Origin of the sequence: Salegentibacter sp. 24 (assembly GCF_004362395.1) — a bacterium.
In the GTDB taxonomy this organism is placed as follows: domain Bacteria; phylum Bacteroidota; class Bacteroidia; order Flavobacteriales; family Flavobacteriaceae; genus Salegentibacter.
In genome coordinates, this window is the sequence record NZ_SNWE01000014.1 from 62,037 (window position 1) to 82,340 (window position 20,304).

Genomic DNA, 20,304 nt, shown 5'->3' on the forward strand with positions numbered 1-20,304 from the left:
AGTGGAAAATATACAAATAGGAAGTATCACAGTTGACGTTGTTCGGAAGGATATAAAAAACATGCATTTAGCAGTCTATCCACCACAGGGAAGGGTTCGCTTATCCGCTCCCAGAACAACTGATAGTGAGGTATTGCGATTGTTTGCTATTTCTAAACTAGGATGGATCAAAAAACAAGTAAAAAGTTTTAAAGAACAGCCGAGGGAAACACCTCGCCAATATGTGTCTGGAGAAAGTCATTACTTCCAGGGAAAAAGATTTTTACTGGAAATTATAGAAACTGATAAGCAACAATTCGTTGAGCTGAAAGGCACAAAAAAAATATTAATCCACTGCAAAAAAAATTCCTCTAAGGAAAAAAGATCTATTCTACTCAAAGAGTGGTACAGGGAACAACTTAAGAAACAGGTTCCAGAATTAATTAAAAAATGGGAAAAGAAAATTGGAGTAAAATCTGAAGAATGGCGGGTTAAACAGATGAAAACCAAATGGGGCGCTTGTAATATTGAAGTGAAACGTATCTGGTTGAATTTGGAACTTGCAAAAAAACCACCGATTTGTTTAGAATATATTATTGCACACGAGTTAGTACATCTTTTGGAACGAAACCATAATGATCGGTTTGTAGCCTATTTAGATGAATACATGTCGAAGTGGCGGCTGTATCGTGATGAACTAAATAGTTTGCCAATTGCACATAGTGATTGGGGGTATTAGACAAATCTTATTCGGTTTACTGTATGAAAGGAATTATTGTATGTAGGATCCATATCTGGTATTTAATGAGAAGAATTAACTAAAATATTACCCCTGCTTTAGAATATTAAGAAACAAAAACAGCTAGATAATATGAGAGCTTTTATATCTTACAGTCACTTCGACGAAAATCATCTTAATCATTTACATAAACACCTACGCCAATTACAACGAGATGGAATAATTTCCACCTGGACAGATAATGAAATCCCTGCAGGTGGTAAAATTGATGATGTAGTTATTGAAACCTTAAAAAATACTGATTTGTTCATTGCACTTCTTAGTCCCGACTATATCAATTCTAATTACTGTTATGAAAAAGAATTTGAAAAGGCTTTGAAAATGCAGGAGAGAGAAGAAATTATTATTGTACCCATTATTGCAGAGCCGTGTGATTGGCTCAATACCCCATTCCAAAAATTTAAAGCGCTCCCTAAAGATGGTAAACCTATTTCCGAATGGAGTAATACTAATACCGCGTACTTGAATATAATTCAAAACTTGAGGAGCTTGTTATCAGGTCCAGATCAAAACCAATCCCTTCAACCAGGGAACAAAAAGGCTCCGTCCAGAAATTATAAAATTCAAAAAGATTTTGATTCCATACAGAAAATGGATTTTTTGGAAGAAACTTTTGATAAAATAAAAATCCATCTTAAGGAAAACATTCAGGAGTTAGATTTTTTGGATAATATACAAGCCAAAGTTACTGTAGAAGAAAAGAACAAATTTGAAGCCATTTTGGTCAACAGAAATAAGATTAATAGCGAATCTCTGCTCTTAATTACCACAGATGAAAAATCAGCTATTCCACGAATCAACTTTAACAATCCAGCATACATTATTTCATACTCTACTGGCGAAGATAGGCCTCGACATTTGAAGAATACATTTAGTCTTGCCAATGACGAATATGATTTGTTTTGGGAGAACAATTCTGAATACTCTTTTTCGTATGGTCAAAATAAGGAAAGATTTTCAGCGAAGGATATTGTTGATGAAATCTGGAATGAGTGGCTAAAAAGTGTAGGGATCGAGTTTTAAAAATATTTATTTAGCTCTTTTTTAAAATGAAGATATATCTAGAATTCACACACCTCTCTAAAATACTCATAAATCATCACCATCGCCAAGGTATCCAGCTCGCAATAGCGAAGCAAAGCTTTATTGATAGCTTCTCTTTCACGGGCCGAAAGATCCGGGAACTGCAATTTTTGGTAGGCAAATAGCGCTGCTCCCCCATCGGCGATCTCGGAAATACTTTCCGTAATTTGTTCTAGCTTATCGCTGTCCCAGTTTTCAAATACAGGAGGTAAAGCTTTGTAGGGACTCACTGCCTTTCCTTCCTCCATTCTCAGAAAAATATGGTTGGGGTTAAAGTTCTTGCTGCTCACTCCAATTTCTGCCAGCCGTTTTTGATACTTCTCCTGAAGATAATTACTGAATTGTAGCGCAGCGGGTAAAACGGCTTTAATGGAATTGGAGCCACCGGTGATGGGATCATAATAATATTTCACCACTGTCTTCTGTAAATCTATCATATCCCTCTCCCCCTTCCAGGATTTTGCATTCTTGTTAGTACTATGACTTATGCTCTCAATAAATTTCATAAGTTCCTTCTTATCGGATTCAGTAGAATTTCGCAGCTGATTATAGATAACATTTACAATCGTATTTTCGTGATTATGATATCTAAAAATACTTCCGCTATTAATTTCCAGAGACTTTTTCAGCGCCCGGATGAAATCAAAATTTGGATATACTCCAAGCCCGGTATTTAGGTATTCGTTAAAATGTTCCACCCTACCATCTTCGTAAACTATATGATGACTAAACTGGAAAGCCAATTGTTCATAAGGCTTCATTCCTTTAAAGAAAGGAAGGGCAACTGCCGTGGTTTCAAAATCGATAAAGTTTAATGGAAATTTCCAGTACGCGATTTCTGGTTTAAGGTTTTCCAGGTCAAAATAGGGCGTGTTGTCATTTTGAACGGTTTTCTCAATTTGCATCCATTGTCGTTCAGATCTGCTGAGTTTTCCGGCTTCAGGTTTTACCTTGAAATCTTCTTCTGAAATTTCTTTCATAAAATACTTCCTTTCCTCTAATAATTTCCTTGCCGGGTTGTACCAAACATCATAGATCTTTGGCTCATCTATTTCCCCCACCGGAAGCTTTAATTCCTCTGTCCAGCATTCGTGAAAACCGCTTTTCTTTTCGGAAACTTGTTCGGCCTTAAACTCACAGCCTTTACAGTGACCACCTATTCCCAGAAATAGTTTCCGATCCTCCCGATAATGATCCCTGAACAATCTTAGCATTTCTTCGAAACTTAAAACTTCATCAATTGGATTCTGATTCAGGATTAGGTTTACTTCAGGATCTATATTGATCTCAGTAAGAATAGAATCTCCCAGGTCTTCCCTGGTAAGCCTTTCTTTTTTCTCGATCCTAGTTCGTAAATTGGAATCGGCCACTACTTTAAAACATTGGTGCAGGCCATCTATAGTTGTGAAAGCATCTTTATTAACCAACTTCAGAAAGCTGGAAATCTCCCATTGCGGATAACATAACTGCATAACATATTTCTGAAATGTCACGTCATAAAGGTAATGGTCCATGCCGCCTTGTAATTTATTCCCTTTTGAATTAAGGTAAGACTCATGTCGCTCTCTCGAAACAGATTTTGCCTTAACCTCCAGCAATCGTACTTTATTTCCTTTTTTAACCAGAATATCTACCCGAATAAAAAGTCCATTGATCAGAAAGGCAGGTTCGAAAATCGTCACTTCATCCTGAGTCAAAAGTTTCCGGGTTTCATCAGCCAATTTCTGATAATCGTAATCATCACCAATGAGTGCAATACCTCCCGGATGCTCCATCCGCGCCAGTTCTTCTACCTGGAAGCCACCCTGAGCCAGCTGCTCCAGGAAGCTATCGGTATCGGCACTGTTTTCATATTCCGGTTTTCGGGTATAGTAAAGTTTTGTTGGACAGTCCAGAGCGAGTTTAAAACGGGATTTGGTAAGATAGCGTGGTGATTTCAAAAGTTTTATTTTATAGTTTTAAAAAATACGATTTTGAGTTTTATAAGGTCAAAATCAAATACTACTCATTTAAAAATTTAATATAATTATTCAGCAATCCCCTTATTTGTTCTGCCGCCACCGGATTAGCGGAGTGGACTTTAAACCGCAAATCACGAAGGTCTAAACTCGATTCGTAAACAAGCCATTTCGCTGCTGCATAGCCATCTGGCGCAACCTCCCCGAGTTCATTTAAACCCAGATCATTGTCGAAGCTGATAAAGTCCGGTAGGCCATTTTTCTGAATATACGCCACAAACTCATCATAACTTCTTACCACCTCAAAATCTGATATTTGGCTATAATCATAAACCATATCCACGGTGCGCAAATCATCGAGAAATAATTTCTTCATCATAAACTACCTAAATCCTACCGCTTTTCTAGCAGGATACTTATATTGTTCTTCTTCACTAATGTTGTATATCTCGGCCAGGGTCATATCATCCTCTGTGGAATAATTTACGCTCAGGTCTTTAAGAAGATGAGTTGCTTTTTCTGCGGACAGAGCCTTGAATTCATAAGCTGATTTCAATCTACCTTTACGTTTTAAAGCCGGATCGATGCGTTGAACATCAGTATTAAAGGTAGCTATGATCTGAATGCCCAGGGATTCTCCCAAAATACCGTCAGTAATATTTAGGATCATAGCCAGGTTGGAATTCCGTTGGTTGTCCCGTGAAACGATCAACTCCTCAGCGTCTTCTATGACTAATACTGAGTTAGGGTTATCCATAAGGTATTTTGTCATCGCAATATTATCAAGATTCTGGGCCATCTGTCCCGGTAGAAAAACAATTTCCTTCTTTACAAGTCCGCACAAATGCCTAATATATGTACTTTTTCCGGTTCCCGGTTTTCCGTAGAGCAGATGGAGGCCGCTTTTATTATCTTCCTGTAGGATTTTCAGCATTTTAGAATGAAATCTTGGAAAGTCATCATTGTAGCTTTTTGAAAGATCGAGATCTGGTTTAGTAAAATCTATCTTTTTATTATCGAAACCATGAGGTTGCATTATGATAAGATTGATATGGGCTTTGTCAGGCTTTTCTTTTTTAAACCCTTTTATAAACACTAAGAGCTGATCGAGAAGAGCCGAGTTCTCATCCTGAAAATAGACATTAATTTCATCCGGATCCTGTTCCACCATTATTTCGTGTTTTAAAATATAGATGATTTCTGCTTTGTGTTCATCCTTATCATAACACCGTCTAAAATGCTTTCCCAGGATATTGGTAGTGAAAGTTTCTAAAAATCTTTGATGAAACTTTTCGATGTCACGATTGGAAAAAGAATAATAACTGGGAACTTTCCCGAAATAGGCCAGATACATTTTCTGTACATGATAGAAGTTCATCATGTGATTCACATGCTGCAGGTTGAAATCTGGTAAAAATTTGGGTTCTTTATTATTCCTGTAATCCATAGTAATTTTATTTAACTAATTAAATAAGATTCCGCTTCGCCCTTAGTTCTCCTATGCCCCTACCTATAGAAAAAGTCACAGACTGAAGCGGATTTATTCTTAACACTACGAAGCACTGAGCTTCGTTATATATATTTACAAAAATGCAGGGAGTTAACGTCAAAGTGTGACGCAATGAAAGATTTGCTTTCGCCAGTATAAAACAATCCTCTGGGTGTGCTACTTGATCAAGAGATTGTAATAACTCTTTTTGAACTCGAACTTTGAATAAATATGTAATGCAATTAAACCTAAGAAAGTTTAAAACCCAATTCCAGTTTTCTTTTCATAGTACGTCTTAGTCGTGGAGCTAAGACTCTTTCGCGGCACAAAATCTTTAGACTTGACCCATTCTAAATCTAGATTCATTAGAATTAAAGGTAAATGCTAGCAATTAACATCAATTAAGAATTTGCTTTTGAATAAGGAGTTATTCTGTACCTATTCTGTACCCATTGCAAAAAAGAAAGGCTTCACATTTCTGTGAAGCCTTGTCTTTGCTAGTAGCGGGAACTGGACTCGAACCAGTGACCTTCGGGTTATGAGATCTCTTAGTTTTAATTTAAATTTTTTATTAGCAAAGTTTTTATTACTCTTATTTGACTTAGGTACAATTTGATGTTTTCAGGAATTTAGCAAAATACCCCAAACAACCTTAAAGAAAATTATAGTCTAAGGAAATTATGAAATGTCGGGAAGATGTCGGGAAACTATCACGAATAAAACAAAAAAGCCTTGAAAATCAGATGATTAACAAGGCTTTAAGTACTCGGGACGGGACTTGAACCCGTACGGCCATAATGGCCATTGGATTTTAAGTCCAACGTGTCTACCAATTCCACCACCCGAGCGTAATAGAAAAATAATGAGCGAAAAACGGGATTCGAACCCGCGACCTCCACCTTGGCAAGGTGGCGCTCTACCAACTGAGCTATTTTCGCGTTTTAAAAAGAACATCCCCGACTAATCGCGGCTGCAATAGCGTATTGCGGATGCAAATTTAATATAAATCTTATAATGTCAAAGGCTTTTTATAAAAAATAAAAAAAAACTGAAAATAAAATTTCTACAATCTGGAACAGACAAAATATTGGGATTATAACGGCCTGTTTACCAACAATCGCCCTTTGTAAAGAGCAGATTATAATCTTAGGCTTGGCTTGCATCTTCTCGACCAGAACAATGTAGGTAAAAGGCTTAAGCTTTTGCCCTTTCTTTCCCTAACAGAGTCCTTTTAATCTCGTTAAGCTTCATTAAGGCCTCTACCGGAGTCAATGTATCAATATCTATATGAATCAATTCCTCTTTTATTTCTTGTAAAATAGGATCATCTAGATTAAAAAAGCTCAGCTGCATTTCTTCTTCGGCCGATTTCTTTAAGACCTCTCCAGAATCTTCCATTTTATGAGATTTTTCAAGCTTTTTCAGGATTTTATTAGCACGATGCAATACCTGTTGTGGCATTCCAGCCATTTTGGCTACATGAATTCCAAAGCTGTGTTCGCTGCCACCGGGTACCAGTTTTCTAAGAAAAAGTACATTATCCTTTAACTCTTTTACCGATACATTAAAATTCTTTATGCGTTCAAAAGTATCACACATTTCATTGAGCTCATGATAATGTGTCGCAAAAAGCGTCTTAGGTTTAGCAGGATGTTCGTGTAAATATTCACTTATAGCCCAGGCAATTGAAATCCCATCATAAGTACTGGTTCCGCGGCCGATTTCATCTAGAAGCACCAGGCTGCGATCAGAAATATTATTAAGAATGCTTGCTGTTTCATTCATTTCCACCATAAAAGTAGACTCTCCCATAGAAATATTATCGCTGGCACCAACCCGTGTAAAGATTTTATCCACCAAACCAATATTTGCAGTCTTTGCTGGTACAAAACTACCCATCTGAGCCATAAGAACAATTAGAGCCGTCTGTCGCAAAATAGCAGACTTACCACTCATATTTGGTCCGGTAATCATAATTACCTGCTGATTTTCCCTATCTAAGCTAAGGTTGTTGGTCACATAAGTTTCCCCAATTGGTAACTGCTTCTCTATAACAGGGTGGCGGCCTTCCTGGATATTTAAATAATAATGTTCTTCAATTTCAGGTTTACAATAACTTTCGGTTTTTGCTTGCTGGGCGAAAGAACATAAACAATCCAATTGAGCAATGAGCTGAGCATTTTGTTGTACGGGTTGGATATAATTATTCATCCAAACTACCAGCTTACCAAAAAGTTGCTGTTCCAGTAGCAAAATCTTTTCCTCCGCCCCTAAGATTTTCGCCTCATATTCCTTTAATTCTTCGGTTATATAGCGCTCGGCGTTTACCAAAGTCTGTTTTCTGATCCAGGATTCAGGCACCTTGTCTTTATGTGTATTTCGAACTTCTATATAATAACCATATACATTGTTACTTCCTATTTTCAGAGAAGAAATGCCGGTAATTTTGGTTTCACGTTTGAGCATATTATCGAGATAATCTTTTCCAGAAAAAGCTATTTTTCTGAGATCATCAAGTTCCTCTGAAAAACCTTCAGCAATGCAATTCCCTTTCAGAATATTTACAGGAGCTTCTTCGTGTAAACTTTCGGATATTTTTTCCCTAAGTATTTTACAAGAATGCAAATTATCTCCAATAATCTTAATGGCTTTATTTTCACTTTTTTGTGCCAGTTCTTTTATTGGAATAACAGCCTGCAGGGAATGCTTAAGTTGAAGCACCTCCCGGGGCGTAACTTTTCCTGTAGCGACTTTTGATATTAGCCGCTCCAAATCACTGATTTTTTTAATATTTTGCTGAATTTCCCCTAGAGCTGAAGAATTATCCAGTAAAAAGCCAACCACGTCGTGACGCCTTTTTATTTCCTCAGAGTTCTTTAATGGTAATGCAAGCCAGCGCTTTAATAGCCGCCCTCCCATTGGCGAGATTGTTTTATCAATCACATCCAGTAATGTGACTGCATTTGCAGCGTTAGATTGATACAACTCTAGATTCCTAATGGTAAAGCGGTCCATCCAAACATATTGTTCTTCTGCAATTCGATTTATTGCAGTAATATGCTGTAGTTTGCGATGTTGGGTTTCAGCTAAATAATGTAGAATCGCCCCTGAAGCAATAACCCCATCTTCCAAGTGTTCCACCCCAAAACCTTTCAAGGATTTGGTATGAAAATGTTCAGTTAAGGTTTCGTAGGCAAAATCCTGTTTAAAGACCCAGTCTTCTAGATTAAAAGTATGAAAATCTTCCCCAAAAACCTGGTTGAAATCTTTTTTATTTTTCTTTGGAATCAAAACCTCGCTTGGGCTAAAATTCTGAAGTAGCTTATCTATATACTCCGAATTTCCCTGAGAAACCAGAAACTCTCCAGTGGATATATCTAGAAAAGAAACTCCAAGTACTTTCTTACCGAAGTGAACAGCGCATAAAAAATTATTTGTTTTACTATTAAGAACCTCATCACTTAAAGCCACTCCCGGTGTTACCAGCTCGGTCACACCACGTTTTACAATATTTTTAGTCATTTTAGGGTCTTCCAACTGGTCGCAAATAGCAACCCGCTCCCCTGCTTTTACCAGTTTGGGCAAATAGGTATTTAAAGAATGATGTGGAAATCCAGCTAGTTCGGTGCGCTCACTCCCGTTATTTCTGTTAGTACAAACAATATTTAAAATACGAGCTGTTTTTACTGCATCTTCACCAAAAGTTTCATAGAAATCCCCAACGCGAAACAACAACAAAGCATCTGGATATTTATCCTTAATGGTATTGTACTGCTTCATTAATGGAGTGACCTTAGGAGATTTTTTGGATGACAAAATTTTAAATTTTATTTCCAGCTAAAGTACATAATCCCATATTTTTAAAGGAAACTTATCCCTGGAAGTTATTCAATTTTTTTCACAATGATTCAGAAATGATTTCTCCATACGATCCATTTTCTGAAGGAATTAAGCGAAAAACAGCTTTTGGTTGCAGCCCCTTTTCTATTCTGTGTGACACAAAAATAACTACGGTCTCACTATAGTTCGCGATATAATTAATAAGCGAAGTCATTTTGAAGGCACTTTGATCATCCAGAGCTGTGGTGGGTTCATCCAAAATAAGTAATGGTGGATGTTTGATCATCGCTCTGGCAATCAAAATTATCCTTTTATGCAGTTCAGACAATTCTATAAAAATTGCCTCCGATTTATATCCTAAATTTAGAGTATCCAACCATTTTTTGGCTAATCTAGCTTCTTTATCACTTGGTATTTGATATAATCCTACACTGTCTTTTAAACCTGAAATCAACATCTCCATAACAGTATTTCTTGTGGTAAAAAGTTCAATAAGGGATGGAGAAAAATAACCTATTTTACTCTTGATTTCCCAAACGCTCTCACCGCTGCCTTTTTTGTTTCCGAACAAATATAATTCCAAGCCAAATGCCTTTGGATTATCACCATAAATCATTGAAAGCAACGTAGTTTTTCCGGAGCCATTAGGCCCGATAAGTTGCCAATAATCGCCTTTTTTAATTTTCCAGTTAATGTTGTTTAAAATCTGATTTTTCCCGTAAGAAACTGAAACATTTTTCATTTCCACCAAAATTTCTGGTGTTTTTTGAAAAATTTCAGGTGCAGGAGGAATAGCTTTAATTTCTAAACAATCAGCTGCTTTTTTACTTTCCAAAAAACTAGTAGCGTTATACTCCTTAAATCTTCCTTCTTCCAATTTCAAAACCGAACCAATAAATGGTAATAAATCTTCTTTGCGATTAAAAATCTGAATAATACCTGTATTTTCTGAAATTTGCTTTAACCTGGAAATCAATTCTTCCACTGAAGTCTTATCCAAACTATCAAAGGGATTATCCAAAACCAGAAAATCAGGTTTTTGATCCAGTAGGTAATTCAAAAAAACCTTTTTCTTTTCTCCGCTGGAAAAGGTTCTTAAAGAACGATCATCATTTGGAATTAATTCCGATTTTCCGTGTTTATAGTCCTCTGCAATAAATTCATATAACAACACTTCCGAAAACAACAAACCCTTCTTTCCTTGCAATTCCTTTAATTCAGATGGTGCATTACCTTCTAAAAGTTGGTGCATCCATTTGCTTTTTACTGAAAAATCATCTCCAACAATTGCATAATGTATTAAATTCATACTGAAGTCTTATTATTGGTAACCCTGAGCCTGTAGATTGAACAACTCAGCATACAGTTTATCATTTTTAATTAGTTCCTGATGGGTTCCAATTTCCAGTACGGCACCATTTTTTAATACCATAATCCTATCGGCTATTCTTACCGTACTGAAACGATGAGAAATAATTACAGCTGTTTTACCTTCGGTTAACTTAATAAAACGGTCGAAAGCTTCGGTTTCTGCCCGGGCATCTAATGCCGAAGTAGGTTCATCCAGAATCAAAACCTCAGCATCTTTCATATAAGCCCTGGCAATTGCAATTTTTTGCCATTGTCCGCCTGAAAGATCCTTGCCTTGTTTGAAGCGTTTCCCTAATTGCTGATCATAGCCTAGTGGCATTTCAGAAATCACTTCATTTGCCAAACTTTTTTCAGCTGCACTATCTATGCGTTTCTGATTCTGAATCTCTTGAATTTCGCCCATCGCGATATTCTCCCGCAGTGTAAGTTCAAATTTTACAAAATCCTGAAAAATCACTCCAAAGTATTGTTGATATTGGGCTCTACTATACTGCTTAACTGGAATATCGTCCAGTAAAATTTCGCCCTCAGTAGGCTCATAAAAACGAAGCAATAATTTAATAAGTGTGGTTTTCCCAGCGCCGTTTTCTCCGACAAAAGCAAGTTTTTCTCCCGCTTTTAATTCAAAGTTGATATTTCTTACCACCCAGGATTCAGATTTTGGATATTTAAATCCAACGCCTTTAAACTCAAATCCTTTTTGGATTTTTTTCGGAAGTGATAATTTTTCTTCAGAGGTTTTATCCGCATAACGTAAGTCCAGGAACTCAAAATAATCCTGAAGGTAAAGAGCACTCTCTGTAATTGCCGTAAAGCGAGTAAAAAAAACCTGTAATTTAGATCGTAACCTATTGAAAGATCCCGAAAGAAAAGTAAGATCCCCAAGTGTAAAAATTCCTGTCACTGTTCTAAATACTATTAAAAGATATGCGCTATAATAAGCTCCCGTACCAATTATATTAAATAAAGAACCCCAACCAGCCCGCTGCTTGGCCAGTTTTTTACTCATTAAATAGTAAGTGTCAGAAAGATTTTTAAAACGCTCTGAAATGTAATTGGAAAGCCCAAAAAGCTTCACTTCTTTGGCGGTCACATCACTGGCTCCAGCATATCGTAAATAATCCAGTTCGCGACGTTCCTGGGTCCAACTGCGCGCCAGGGAATAACTGGTTCCACTAAATTTTATTTCATTGATTATAGTAGGAATCACTGAAACGACAAGCAAAATAATTAACCAGGGTTCAAAGGCCACCACCCCGGCCAAAAGGGTGAAAATAACAACAAGATCTTCAGCCTGGGTAAGTATATTAGACATAAGCCCAACCCGACCTGTAGTTTGTTGCCTGGCGCGTTCTAATTTATCGTAAAATTCGGAATCCTCCAACTGATCCAGATTCAGCTCCGAAGTTTTTTGAATGATGCGCACTGAAGTATCTATACTATATTGATCACCCAATAAACCATCAGTGAGGCTAATCGCCCTACTCATCAAATCTGATAAAATGGCAAGTCCGAACTCAGCTGCAACAAGCATCCAGAGTCTATCCATATTCTTTTCTTCTGCAGCAATTTGTAAAACCACTTCATCGATAATTAGCTTACCTACCAAAAGAATGATTACCGGTAATGCTGCGTTTACGGTCCTGGCCATCACGTTGGTGAAAAATAATGATGGATTTACGCTCCTGATTTCCTTAAAAAAACGAGGCACAAACTTTAAGGCAGCAAAACTTCCTCTAAAAGTGACTTTGTTGGCTTCTAATGATTTTTTTTGTCGTGGCAAGGATCGTTTTTATTTGCAAGTTAAGACGTAATTTTTAAAAATACAGGATAAAACCAATTCCGAAAACCTTCTAAAAAATAATGGAAAACTTATTTTTGCATTATGGAAAACCGAAAATTAAAGAATAGCGAACTGGATCGTAAATCTATTGAAGAATTTAAAAAGGCTGAAAAAACACCAATTATCGTAGTGCTGGATAATATTAGAAGCTTAAATAATATTGGTTCGGTTTTTAGAAGTGCTGATGCATTTCTAATCGAAAAAATTTATCTCTGTGGAATTACGGCGCAACCACCCCATAAAGATATTCAAAAAACGGCTTTGGGCGCTACTGAAACCGTAGCCTGGGAATATTCCGAAAACACAATAGATGTTATAGAGAAATTAAAAAATGAGGAAATAAAAATTTTTTCAATAGAACAGGCGGAAGGTTCAGTTATGCTCAACGATTTCAAAGCTCAACCGGGAGAAAAAATAGCTGTAATCTTTGGAAACGAGATTAAGGGTGTACAGCAAGAAGTGGTTTCAGCCAGCGATGGGATTATAGAAATCCCTCAATTAGGTACGAAACATTCCCTAAATATTTCAGTAAGTGTGGGAGTTGTGCTTTGGGATTTGTTTTCTAAAATCTCTCAAAATAAAAGAGAGCAGTCATATATGAACCATTAAGTGAACAAAGATTTTGAAATCTTCTTACCATCCAATTATTTAAAAAAGACCTTATAGAAAACAAAAAGGCTTTTGGTTAACAAAAATTAAATTGAGGGCTATTCCTACTATTTAAAGGTTAATGGACTTTAATTTCTTCCAGAATCGACAGGTAGTCGGAACGTTTATTCACAAAATCTTTACCTGATATATCTATGATTTGCACCCTCATATTGGTCTGAGTCTTTATAAAGTTCAGGTAGCTTTTATTGATTTCCACTAAATATTCAGGCTGAATGTTTTGTTCGTAATCACGTCCTCGGGCTTTGATATTTTCCAGCAAGCGTTCTGTATTTTGGTAGAGATAAATATACAGATCGGGTTTGACCAGCTCCTTATACATTAAGTGAAAAAGCTTGTGATATAAAGCATATTCATCTTCGTGTAGGGTTATTTTCGCAAAAATAAGTGACTTAAATACATCATAATCTGAAATCACAAAATCCTTAAAAAGATCATATTGGGCCAGGTCATCAGAAAGCTGTTGGTAGCGATCTGCTAAAAATGACATCTCTAATGGAAACGCATAGCGTTCTTTGTTTTCATAGAATTTTGGCAAAAATGGGTTGTCTTTAAACCGCTCTAAAATGAGTTTTGCATTAAAATCCTGGGAAACCATAGTAGAAAAACTGGTTTTTCCGGCTCCGATATTTCCTTCCACTGCAATGTAATTCAGGTTGTTAAAATCGAAAGCTTTTTTCGGAATTTCCAGCTTTTCTGAAATAGCTTTTATTTGCGAATCATCTTCCACCTTCTCAAGCAGCTTTTCAACCGAAATTTGGAAACCCGGATGGATCTCCTTGGAGGCGATATCAGATAAAGGGAGCAAGACGAACTTTCGATTTTGCATTTCTGGATGCGGTACTACCAAATCCTTTGTTTGCAGAACTTCATCTTCAAAAAATAAAATATCCAGATCCAGACTTCGGTTTTGATAATTCTTCGCATCTGATCTAACTCGACCAGCATCATTTTCAATTTTTAATAGTTTCGCAAGCACTTCTTTCACAGAAAACCTTGTAGAAACAGAAATACATGCGTTTAGAAACGCGTGACCGCTAAATCCCCAGGCTGGAGTTTCATAAACTTTTGAAACTAGGTGTATCTCACCAATTTCAATATAAATTTTAAGAAGCGCGGTTTGCAAAAGTTCAAAGCGGTTACCAACATTGCTTCCCAGCGCGATATGTACTATTTTTGGGGAATTCAAATTAAATGAAGAAAAATTATTATAGCTTATCTAGTAAATTTCACAGCAAATTAAGTAAAACAAAACCACATACCCCTAATTTTGCGGGAAGACTTAAAAAATAAATTTGGCAGAACTTTTATTCAAAGACAAACTCACCGCGCAGCGCATATATTTGATATTAGCCGGACTATTTATCGCCTCGCTAGTTGTTTCCAATTTAATATTTCAGAAATTTTTTAGTTGGGAGTTTTTCGGCATCTACACATTTGAAATTTCTGTTGGGATTTTACCCTATCCCATCACTTTCCTTATCACTGATATCATTAGTGAAATTTACGGAAAGAGAAAGGCTAACCAGGTGGTAACAACTGGAATTTTCGCCTCGATTTTTTCGTTATTGATCATCTATATCGCTGATGCAGTACCGGCAACCAAATGGTCCCCCATAGACGATGTCTTATTTAGTAAAGTTTTTGGCGCCACCACTATTGCTGTTTTCGCCTCAATGGTTGCTTATTTACTAGCGCAGTATATAGACATCCAATTATTCCATTTCTGGAAGAAATTAACCAAAGGGAGGCATCTATGGCTTCGGAATAATTTTTCAACTTTTCTCTCACAGTTTGTTGATACGTTTTCGGTCCTGTTTTTGCTCTGTAGTTTTAATAAGATTGATTGGGATTTATTTGGTCCGCTTTTACTTAGTGGTTTTCTGTTTAAAGTAATTATTGCCGCCTTAGATACGCCCTTGCTCTATGCTTCGGTTTTTGCATTTCGAAAACGATTTAAGCTTAAGCAGGGCGAAGAATTAAAATATGACTAACTTTAAGAAACCTCGTTAAACAGCAACCTGGTTAAATAATATAATGATGAAAAAAGTATTTAAAATAATCGGTATTGTTTTACTCATAATTGTAGTAATTCTTATTGCCGCCCCTTTTTTGTTTGAATCACAAATAAAAGATTATGTGCGTAAAACTGCGAACGAAAGTGTAAACGCACAGGTCGAATTCAGCGATATTAGTCTTAGTTTCTTTAGGAGTTTTCCACAGGCCACGGTTATTATTGAGAATTTTAGTGTAATAAACAACGCACCTTTTAAAGGCGACACCCTTGCCATAGGCGAAGAAGCCTTGTTGGAAATGTCTATTAAAGAATTATTTAAAGGCACGGATGAACCAAAAGTTCTGGACGATATCAAGTTGAATAATACTTTTTTGAATTTAAAAGTAGATTCCCTGGGAAATGCAAATTATGATATCGCCCTTGAAGAAGTCAATCCATCCCCTAGCGATACGGCTTCAACAGGATTTAGTTTCGATTTAAAACATTATGAGATCAATGATTCTCGTGTAAAGTATGTAGATGAAGGGCAGAATCTTCTCTTAGATGTAGAAGAATTAAATCACCAGGGTACCGGAGATTTTTCTTTAACGGAAAGTGAATTAAATACTAGTACCGAAGCTTTGGTATCACTGAATTATGACAATATAAATTATCTGGAGCAAAACAAAGTTTCCCTGGATGCCGTAATACAAATGAATTTGGAAGCAATGCGCTTTACCTTCTTAGAAAACGAGGCTATCATAAATCAATTGCCGCTTACTTTTGATGGGTTTGTTCAGGTAAATGAAGATAGCAACGAAATAGATATAAGTTTCCAGACGCCTTCTTCTGACTTTAAGAACTTTTTAGCGGTAATGCCCGCAACCTATGCTAAAAACATTGAAAACGTTCAGACCAAGGGTGATTTTATCGTTGCAGGTGAAATCAAAGGTATTATAAATGACACTTATATTCCAAAAATGGATATTAATGTAAGTTCGGATAATGCCTCTTTTAAATATCCTGATCTTCCCAAAGGTGTGGAAGATATAAATATTGATCTCCAGGTTCTAAATAAAACCGGATTATTGGAAGACACTTATCTTACATTTGATAATGTGACCTTTAGGATAGATGAAGACAAGTTTGCTACACAGGGAAGTATAAAGAATTTAATGGGAAATATGCTTGTAGACATGGCTCTTAAGGGAACTATAAATTTAGCGAATCTTGAAAAAGCTTATCCTCTGGAGCTTGAACAGGAGCTCAATGGTATTGTAACTGCTGATTTTACCACGCAGTTCGATATGAATTCCATAGAAAATGAACAGTATGAGAATGTAAAGAGCAATGGGACGGCCAGTATTGATGATTTTAGTTATCAATCTCCCGAAATACCAAATGAAATAAAAATAGATAATGCCCAAATGATTTTTAACCAGGGTGATGTTCGCGTACCTGTTTTAAAACTCACCACAGGACAGACCGATATTACAGCCTCTGGTACTATTGAAAACCTGATGGGCTTTTTATTTACTGATCAAAATTTAAAAGGGAATTTTCAGATCGATTCTGATGTATTTGCAATCAACGATTTTATGATTGCTGAAACCAAAACCAGCACTGACACTGAGGAAACTCCAGGTGAGATTTCCACTCCAGAACCACAAGAATCAGTTAAAATTCCTTCCTTCTTAGATACAGAATTAGCTTTTAACGTGGACAAGGTGATTTACGATAATTTAGAGCTTAAGAATGCTACCGGAACTATCAGCCTAAAGAATGAGACCGCCACCTTAAAAAATATCACCACCAATATTTTTGGAGGCAATATCGCTTTGGACGGAAATGTGTCTACTCAAGGTAGTACGCCAACTTTTAATATGGACTTGTCGCTCAATGCGCTGAACATAGCAGAATCCTTTGAAGGATTGGAAATTCTAAGAGGATTAGCACCGGTAGCCAGGGCGCTGGAGGGTAAATTGCAAACTAGCCTTAATTTAAGCGGGAATTTAAATGAAGATCTTACTCCGCAATTATCGACCTTGGCCGGTAATGCTCTTGCCCAAATTCTAACTGCTAAGGTAAATCCTCAAGAACTAGCCTTGCTCTCAAGGCTTGATCAACAATTAGATTTTATTGATTTAAGTAATCTCAACCTGGATAAATTAAAAACCAAACTAACATTTAGCGATGGAAGGGTGCAAATAGAACCTTTCGATTTTAATGTAGAGGGCATAAATGTGGAAGTTTCTGGGAGCCATGGATTCGATATGAATATGAATTATACGCTAAACCTTGATGTACCTGCAAAAATGCTGGGTAGCCAGGTAGGCAGTGCGATTAGTAAATTAAGTGGAGAGGAATTGCAAAATATGATGGTAGGTCTGCCCATTGGTTTAAAAGGAACTTTCCAAAACCCGCAGATCAATATTAATATGGAACAGGCCGTTAGCAATCTAAGCCAACAAATTGTTGAAAAACAGAAAGAAAAGCTTAAAGAGCGGGGGAAGGATGCAATAATAGGGATTATTAATCAACAAATCGGGCAAAAGCCTCAGCAAAAAGCTGATACCGCTGCGCTACCGGACTCTATCAAAACCGAGACTCCGAAAACTGAAGATCAACCCCAAAGCCAGGAAGAACAGGTTAAAGATGCAGCAAGAGATATTCTAGGTGGAATTTTCAAAAATAGAAATCAGAAAAAAGATACAACTAACAATTAAAAAATTACCCTCACCTACAGTTTGTGAGGGTTTATAATCTATTAGTATAAATAGCGATCTTGATTATTTAAGGGGGTTACTACTAAATGATTTTACCAGGTTGGCTTTCGAAAGATCCTATAAATTAACTAACACCTAATTCCACAACAAAACCTTCGTGGGCTCTTACATTAAAAACGGTACCATCTTCAAAAATTAAATACTGACCTTTAATTCCGTTTAAAACCCCTTCATAAAAAGGAGTTTTGCTCAAATTCAGGGTTTTTATTTTTTTTGGAAACTCCAAAACCGGGAATTCAATTTCTAGTTCTTTTCTATCTGTGAGGAAATATTCTTTGGCTTCCTCCGGAATAAACTCTTTTAGTTTATCGCGTTCTTCAACCAAATTAAGATCTAAAACCTCATTGGTCAACATTTTTCTCCAATTTGTCTTATCCGAAACATGGGTTTTCAAGGCTACTTCTGTAATCCCAGCAAGATACCTATTTGGCACCTCAACAATTTCAATCGCCTCATGTGCTCCCTGGTCTATCCAACGCGTGGGAATTTGCGTTTTCCGGGTCACCCCAACTTTCACGTTACTGGAATTGGCCAGATAGACTATATGAGGTTGTAACTGGGCCTGTTTCTCAAAATCCAGGTCGCGGTCCTCTTCATCCAAATGTGCTTTACTAAGTTCCGGGTTCATAATCCAATCTCCAGCTTGTGGAATAGAAGTAAAGCAATCATAACAATAGCCCTGGCGGAAAATTTTCTTCTGCAACCCGCAGTTTAAGCACTGAAACCTTAGGAAATTAAGGCTTATTTTTTTTCCGAGAATCTGGTTCATATTAATAAAATCCCCTTCAAAAATGAGGTAATACTGAACCTTATCAGTAATCTCGGTTCTCATTTTTCTAAACACCCCTTCGTATCTCATCTTTTTTTCCCTATTTTTAACCGAAGCTTTGAAAGCTTCGAAGTTTAAATTAATTTTAGCTAGCCAACCAGCTGAAGCATTGTCAGCGATAAAGATATAAAGAATAATGCCAATTCCATTAGTAAACTCCATCGCTTCGTGGTTTCTAAAGAAACGAATTCACCAGATGGAACTGTTCATAAAATATCCCCACGAGGTGCAGGATGAGCTACTTAAAAACTTACTTACCAAAGCAAAAAATACTGAAATTGGCAGGAAGTATAATTTTCCGGAAATCACAAATTATAATCAATTTGCAAACCGGGTTCCCATTCAGAAATATGAAGATTATGAAGCCTGCATAGAACGTAGTCGACAGGGAGAGAACAATATTTTTTGGCCCACACCAATTAAATGGTTCGCCAAATCAAGCGGAACCACAAGCGCTAAAAGCAAATTCATCCCGGTAAGTGAAGATTCACTGGAACACTGCCATTATCGTGCAGGCAAAGATTTGCTTTGCATGTATTTGAATAACAACCCCCAATCACAGTTCTTTACAGGAAAAAGTTTAAGGTTAGGGGGAAGCAAAGAAATTTACAAAAATAATGGTACGGCGTATGGAGATTTATCTGCCATTCTTATTGCCAATATGCCTTTCTGGGCAGAATACAGTAGCACCCCGGGTAACGAAGTTTCTCTGATGAACGATTGGGAAGTGAAAATGCAGGCAATTGTAAACGAAACCATTAAAGAAAACGTTACTAGCCTAGCAGGTGTACCTAGTTGGATGTTGGTTTTATTGAATAATATTCTAGAGACTACCGGCAAAGAGAATCTCTTTGAAGTTTGGCCAAACCTGGAAGTTTATTTTCACGGGGGAGTAAGTTTTGATCCTTATGCACCACAATATCAAAAGATCCTCCCCAAAGAAGACTTTAGGTTTTATGAGATCTATAATGCTTCGGAAGGCTTTTTTGCATGCCAGGATCAAAATGATTCCAAGGAGCTTTTACTAATGCTGGATTACGGAATTTATTACGAGTTTATTCCTATGGACAGCTATGGAAGCGAAAATGAAAAAGCAATTCCACTATCCGAAGTAGAAACTGGAAAAAATTATGCCGTTATAATCACCACTAACGCAGGCTTGTGGCGTTATAAAATAGGCGATACCGTTAAGTTTACTTCACTTAGTCCTTATCGCATCAAAGTCACTGGCCGAACCAAGCATCATATAAATGCATTCGGGGAAGAATTGATTATAGAAAATGCTGAAGAAGCTCTCAAAAAGACTTCCTTGGTAACCAATTGCGAGATTGTAGATTATACCGCAGCTCCTATTTTTATGGAAGGCAAAGAAAAAGGGGCCCATGAATGGATTATCGAATTTAAAAATCCACCCAGAGATTTTGAAAAATTTAGGTTTGAACTCGATTTGGCTTTGCAGCAGGTAAATAGTGATTATGAGGCGAAACGTTATAATAATATGACACTCAATATGCCGAAAATTCATCAAGCCCGTGAAAAATTATTTTACGACTGGTTGAAGAAACATGATAAATTAGGCGGACAACATAAAATCCCACGACTTTCCAACTCCAGAAATTATGTGGAAGAGTTGTTGAACATGAATAAATCTTAATTTAGAGC

Annotated in this window: 14 protein-coding genes and 2 tRNA genes; 6 read left to right on the forward strand and 10 right to left on the reverse strand. The window is 36.8% G+C overall.

Annotated features, from left to right (window positions below; translation table 11 throughout):
• The first annotated feature begins 1 nt into the window (after position 1).
• Positions 2-718 (forward strand): M48 family metallopeptidase, encoded by a 717-nt coding sequence (locus DET49_RS11360; RefSeq protein ID WP_243729619.1) that lies wholly within the window; start codon positions 2-4, stop codon positions 716-718.
• 132 nt (positions 719-850) lie between these two features.
• Positions 851-1,801: a toll/interleukin-1 receptor domain-containing protein gene (locus DET49_RS11365; RefSeq protein WP_133548225.1), complete on the forward strand. Its 951-nt coding sequence runs from the start codon at positions 851-853 to the stop codon at positions 1,799-1,801.
• Between the two features lie 38 nt (positions 1,802-1,839).
• Here DET49_RS11365 and DET49_RS11370 read toward each other — a convergent pair whose 3' ends face one another.
• The 8 genes from DET49_RS11370 to DET49_RS11405 form a co-directional block, all read right to left on the reverse strand.
• Positions 1,840-3,801, reverse strand: a complete 1,962-nt coding sequence (locus tag DET49_RS11370) for a DUF2779 domain-containing protein (protein ID WP_243729621.1) — start codon at positions 3,799-3,801, stop codon at positions 1,840-1,842.
• A gap of 61 nt (positions 3,802-3,862) precedes the next feature.
• Positions 3,863-4,195, reverse strand: a complete 333-nt coding sequence (locus tag DET49_RS11375) for a cyclic-phosphate processing receiver domain-containing protein (protein ID WP_133548259.1) — start codon at positions 4,193-4,195, stop codon at positions 3,863-3,865.
• A 6-nt stretch (positions 4,196-4,201) separates the two neighbouring features.
• Positions 4,202-5,266: an AAA family ATPase gene (locus tag DET49_RS11380; protein ID WP_133548226.1), complete on the reverse strand. Its 1,065-nt coding sequence runs from the start codon at positions 5,264-5,266 to the stop codon at positions 4,202-4,204.
• Positions 5,267-6,071: 805 nt separating this feature from the next.
• Positions 6,072-6,156, reverse strand: a tRNA-Leu gene (locus DET49_RS11385).
• Between the two features lie 17 nt (positions 6,157-6,173).
• A tRNA-Gly gene (locus tag DET49_RS11390) sits at positions 6,174-6,246 on the reverse strand.
• A 256-nt stretch (positions 6,247-6,502) separates the two neighbouring features.
• Positions 6,503-9,088, reverse strand: a complete 2,586-nt coding sequence (mutS, locus tag DET49_RS11395) for a DNA mismatch repair protein MutS (RefSeq protein WP_133548260.1) — start codon at positions 9,086-9,088, stop codon at positions 6,503-6,505.
• A gap of 118 nt (positions 9,089-9,206) precedes the next feature.
• Positions 9,207-10,457, reverse strand: coding sequence for an ATP-binding cassette domain-containing protein (locus DET49_RS11400; RefSeq protein WP_133548227.1), 1,251 nt, complete (start codon positions 10,455-10,457; stop codon positions 9,207-9,209).
• Between the two features lie 12 nt (positions 10,458-10,469).
• A complete protein-coding gene (locus tag DET49_RS11405; protein ID WP_133548228.1) occupies positions 10,470-12,302 on the reverse strand; it encodes an ABC transporter ATP-binding protein in 1,833 nt (610 codons plus the stop codon).
• A 102-nt stretch (positions 12,303-12,404) separates the two neighbouring features.
• Here DET49_RS11405 and DET49_RS11410 point away from each other — a divergent pair, with 102 nt between their 5' ends.
• Positions 12,405-12,971 carry an RNA methyltransferase gene (locus tag DET49_RS11410; protein WP_133548229.1) on the forward strand — a complete coding sequence of 189 codons (567 nt, stop codon included), beginning with the start codon at positions 12,405-12,407 and terminating at the stop codon, positions 12,969-12,971.
• A 118-nt stretch (positions 12,972-13,089) separates the two neighbouring features.
• On the opposite strand, the gene folK is transcribed toward DET49_RS11410, so the two are convergent.
• Positions 13,090-14,220, reverse strand: a complete 1,131-nt coding sequence (folK, locus tag DET49_RS11415) for a 2-amino-4-hydroxy-6-hydroxymethyldihydropteridine diphosphokinase (RefSeq protein ID WP_133548230.1) — start codon at positions 14,218-14,220, stop codon at positions 13,090-13,092.
• Between the two features lie 106 nt (positions 14,221-14,326).
• Between folK and DET49_RS11420 the strand changes: the two genes are divergently transcribed.
• Positions 14,327-15,025, forward strand: a complete 699-nt coding sequence (locus tag DET49_RS11420) for a queuosine precursor transporter (RefSeq protein ID WP_133548231.1) — start codon at positions 14,327-14,329, stop codon at positions 15,023-15,025.
• Positions 15,026-15,068: 43 nt separating this feature from the next.
• Complete coding sequence (locus DET49_RS11425) at positions 15,069-17,753, forward strand: AsmA family protein (RefSeq protein ID WP_317130316.1); 2,685 nt, start codon at positions 15,069-15,071, stop codon at positions 17,751-17,753.
• A gap of 124 nt (positions 17,754-17,877) precedes the next feature.
• Here the strand turns inward: DET49_RS11425 and DET49_RS11430 are convergent, their stop codons facing one another.
• Positions 17,878-18,672, reverse strand: coding sequence for a DUF2797 domain-containing protein (locus DET49_RS11430; protein WP_133548262.1), 795 nt, complete (start codon positions 18,670-18,672; stop codon positions 17,878-17,880).
• Between the two features lie 106 nt (positions 18,673-18,778).
• On the opposite strand from DET49_RS11430, the gene DET49_RS11435 reads away from it, so the two are divergent.
• Entirely contained in the window at positions 18,779-20,296 is a 1,518-nt protein-coding gene (locus tag DET49_RS11435; RefSeq protein ID WP_133548232.1) for a GH3 auxin-responsive promoter family protein, read from the forward strand.
• The last annotated feature ends 8 nt before the right edge of the window (positions 20,297-20,304 follow it).

Coding starts and splice junctions, on each gene's coding strand:
- DET49_RS11380 (WP_133548226.1), bottom strand. CDS start 5,266: ATGGATTACAGGAATAATAAAGAACCCAAATTTTTACCAGATTTCAAC.
- DET49_RS11410 (WP_133548229.1), top strand. CDS start 12,405: ATGGAAAACCGAAAATTAAAGAATAGCGAACTGGATCGTAAATCTATT.
- mutS (WP_133548260.1), bottom strand. CDS start 9,088: ATGAAGCAGTACAATACCATTAAGGATAAATATCCAGATGCTTTGTTG.
- DET49_RS11435 (WP_133548232.1), top strand. CDS start 18,779: ATGCCAATTCCATTAGTAAACTCCATCGCTTCGTGGTTTCTAAAGAAA.
- DET49_RS11400 (WP_133548227.1), bottom strand. CDS start 10,457: ATGAATTTAATACATTATGCAATTGTTGGAGATGATTTTTCAGTAAAA.
- DET49_RS11365 (WP_133548225.1), top strand. CDS start 851: ATGAGAGCTTTTATATCTTACAGTCACTTCGACGAAAATCATCTTAAT.
- DET49_RS11430 (WP_133548262.1), bottom strand. CDS start 18,672: ATGAGATACGAAGGGGTGTTTAGAAAAATGAGAACCGAGATTACTGAT.
- DET49_RS11375 (WP_133548259.1), bottom strand. CDS start 4,195: ATGAAGAAATTATTTCTCGATGATTTGCGCACCGTGGATATGGTTTAT.
- DET49_RS11425 (WP_317130316.1), top strand. CDS start 15,069: ATGATGAAAAAAGTATTTAAAATAATCGGTATTGTTTTACTCATAATT.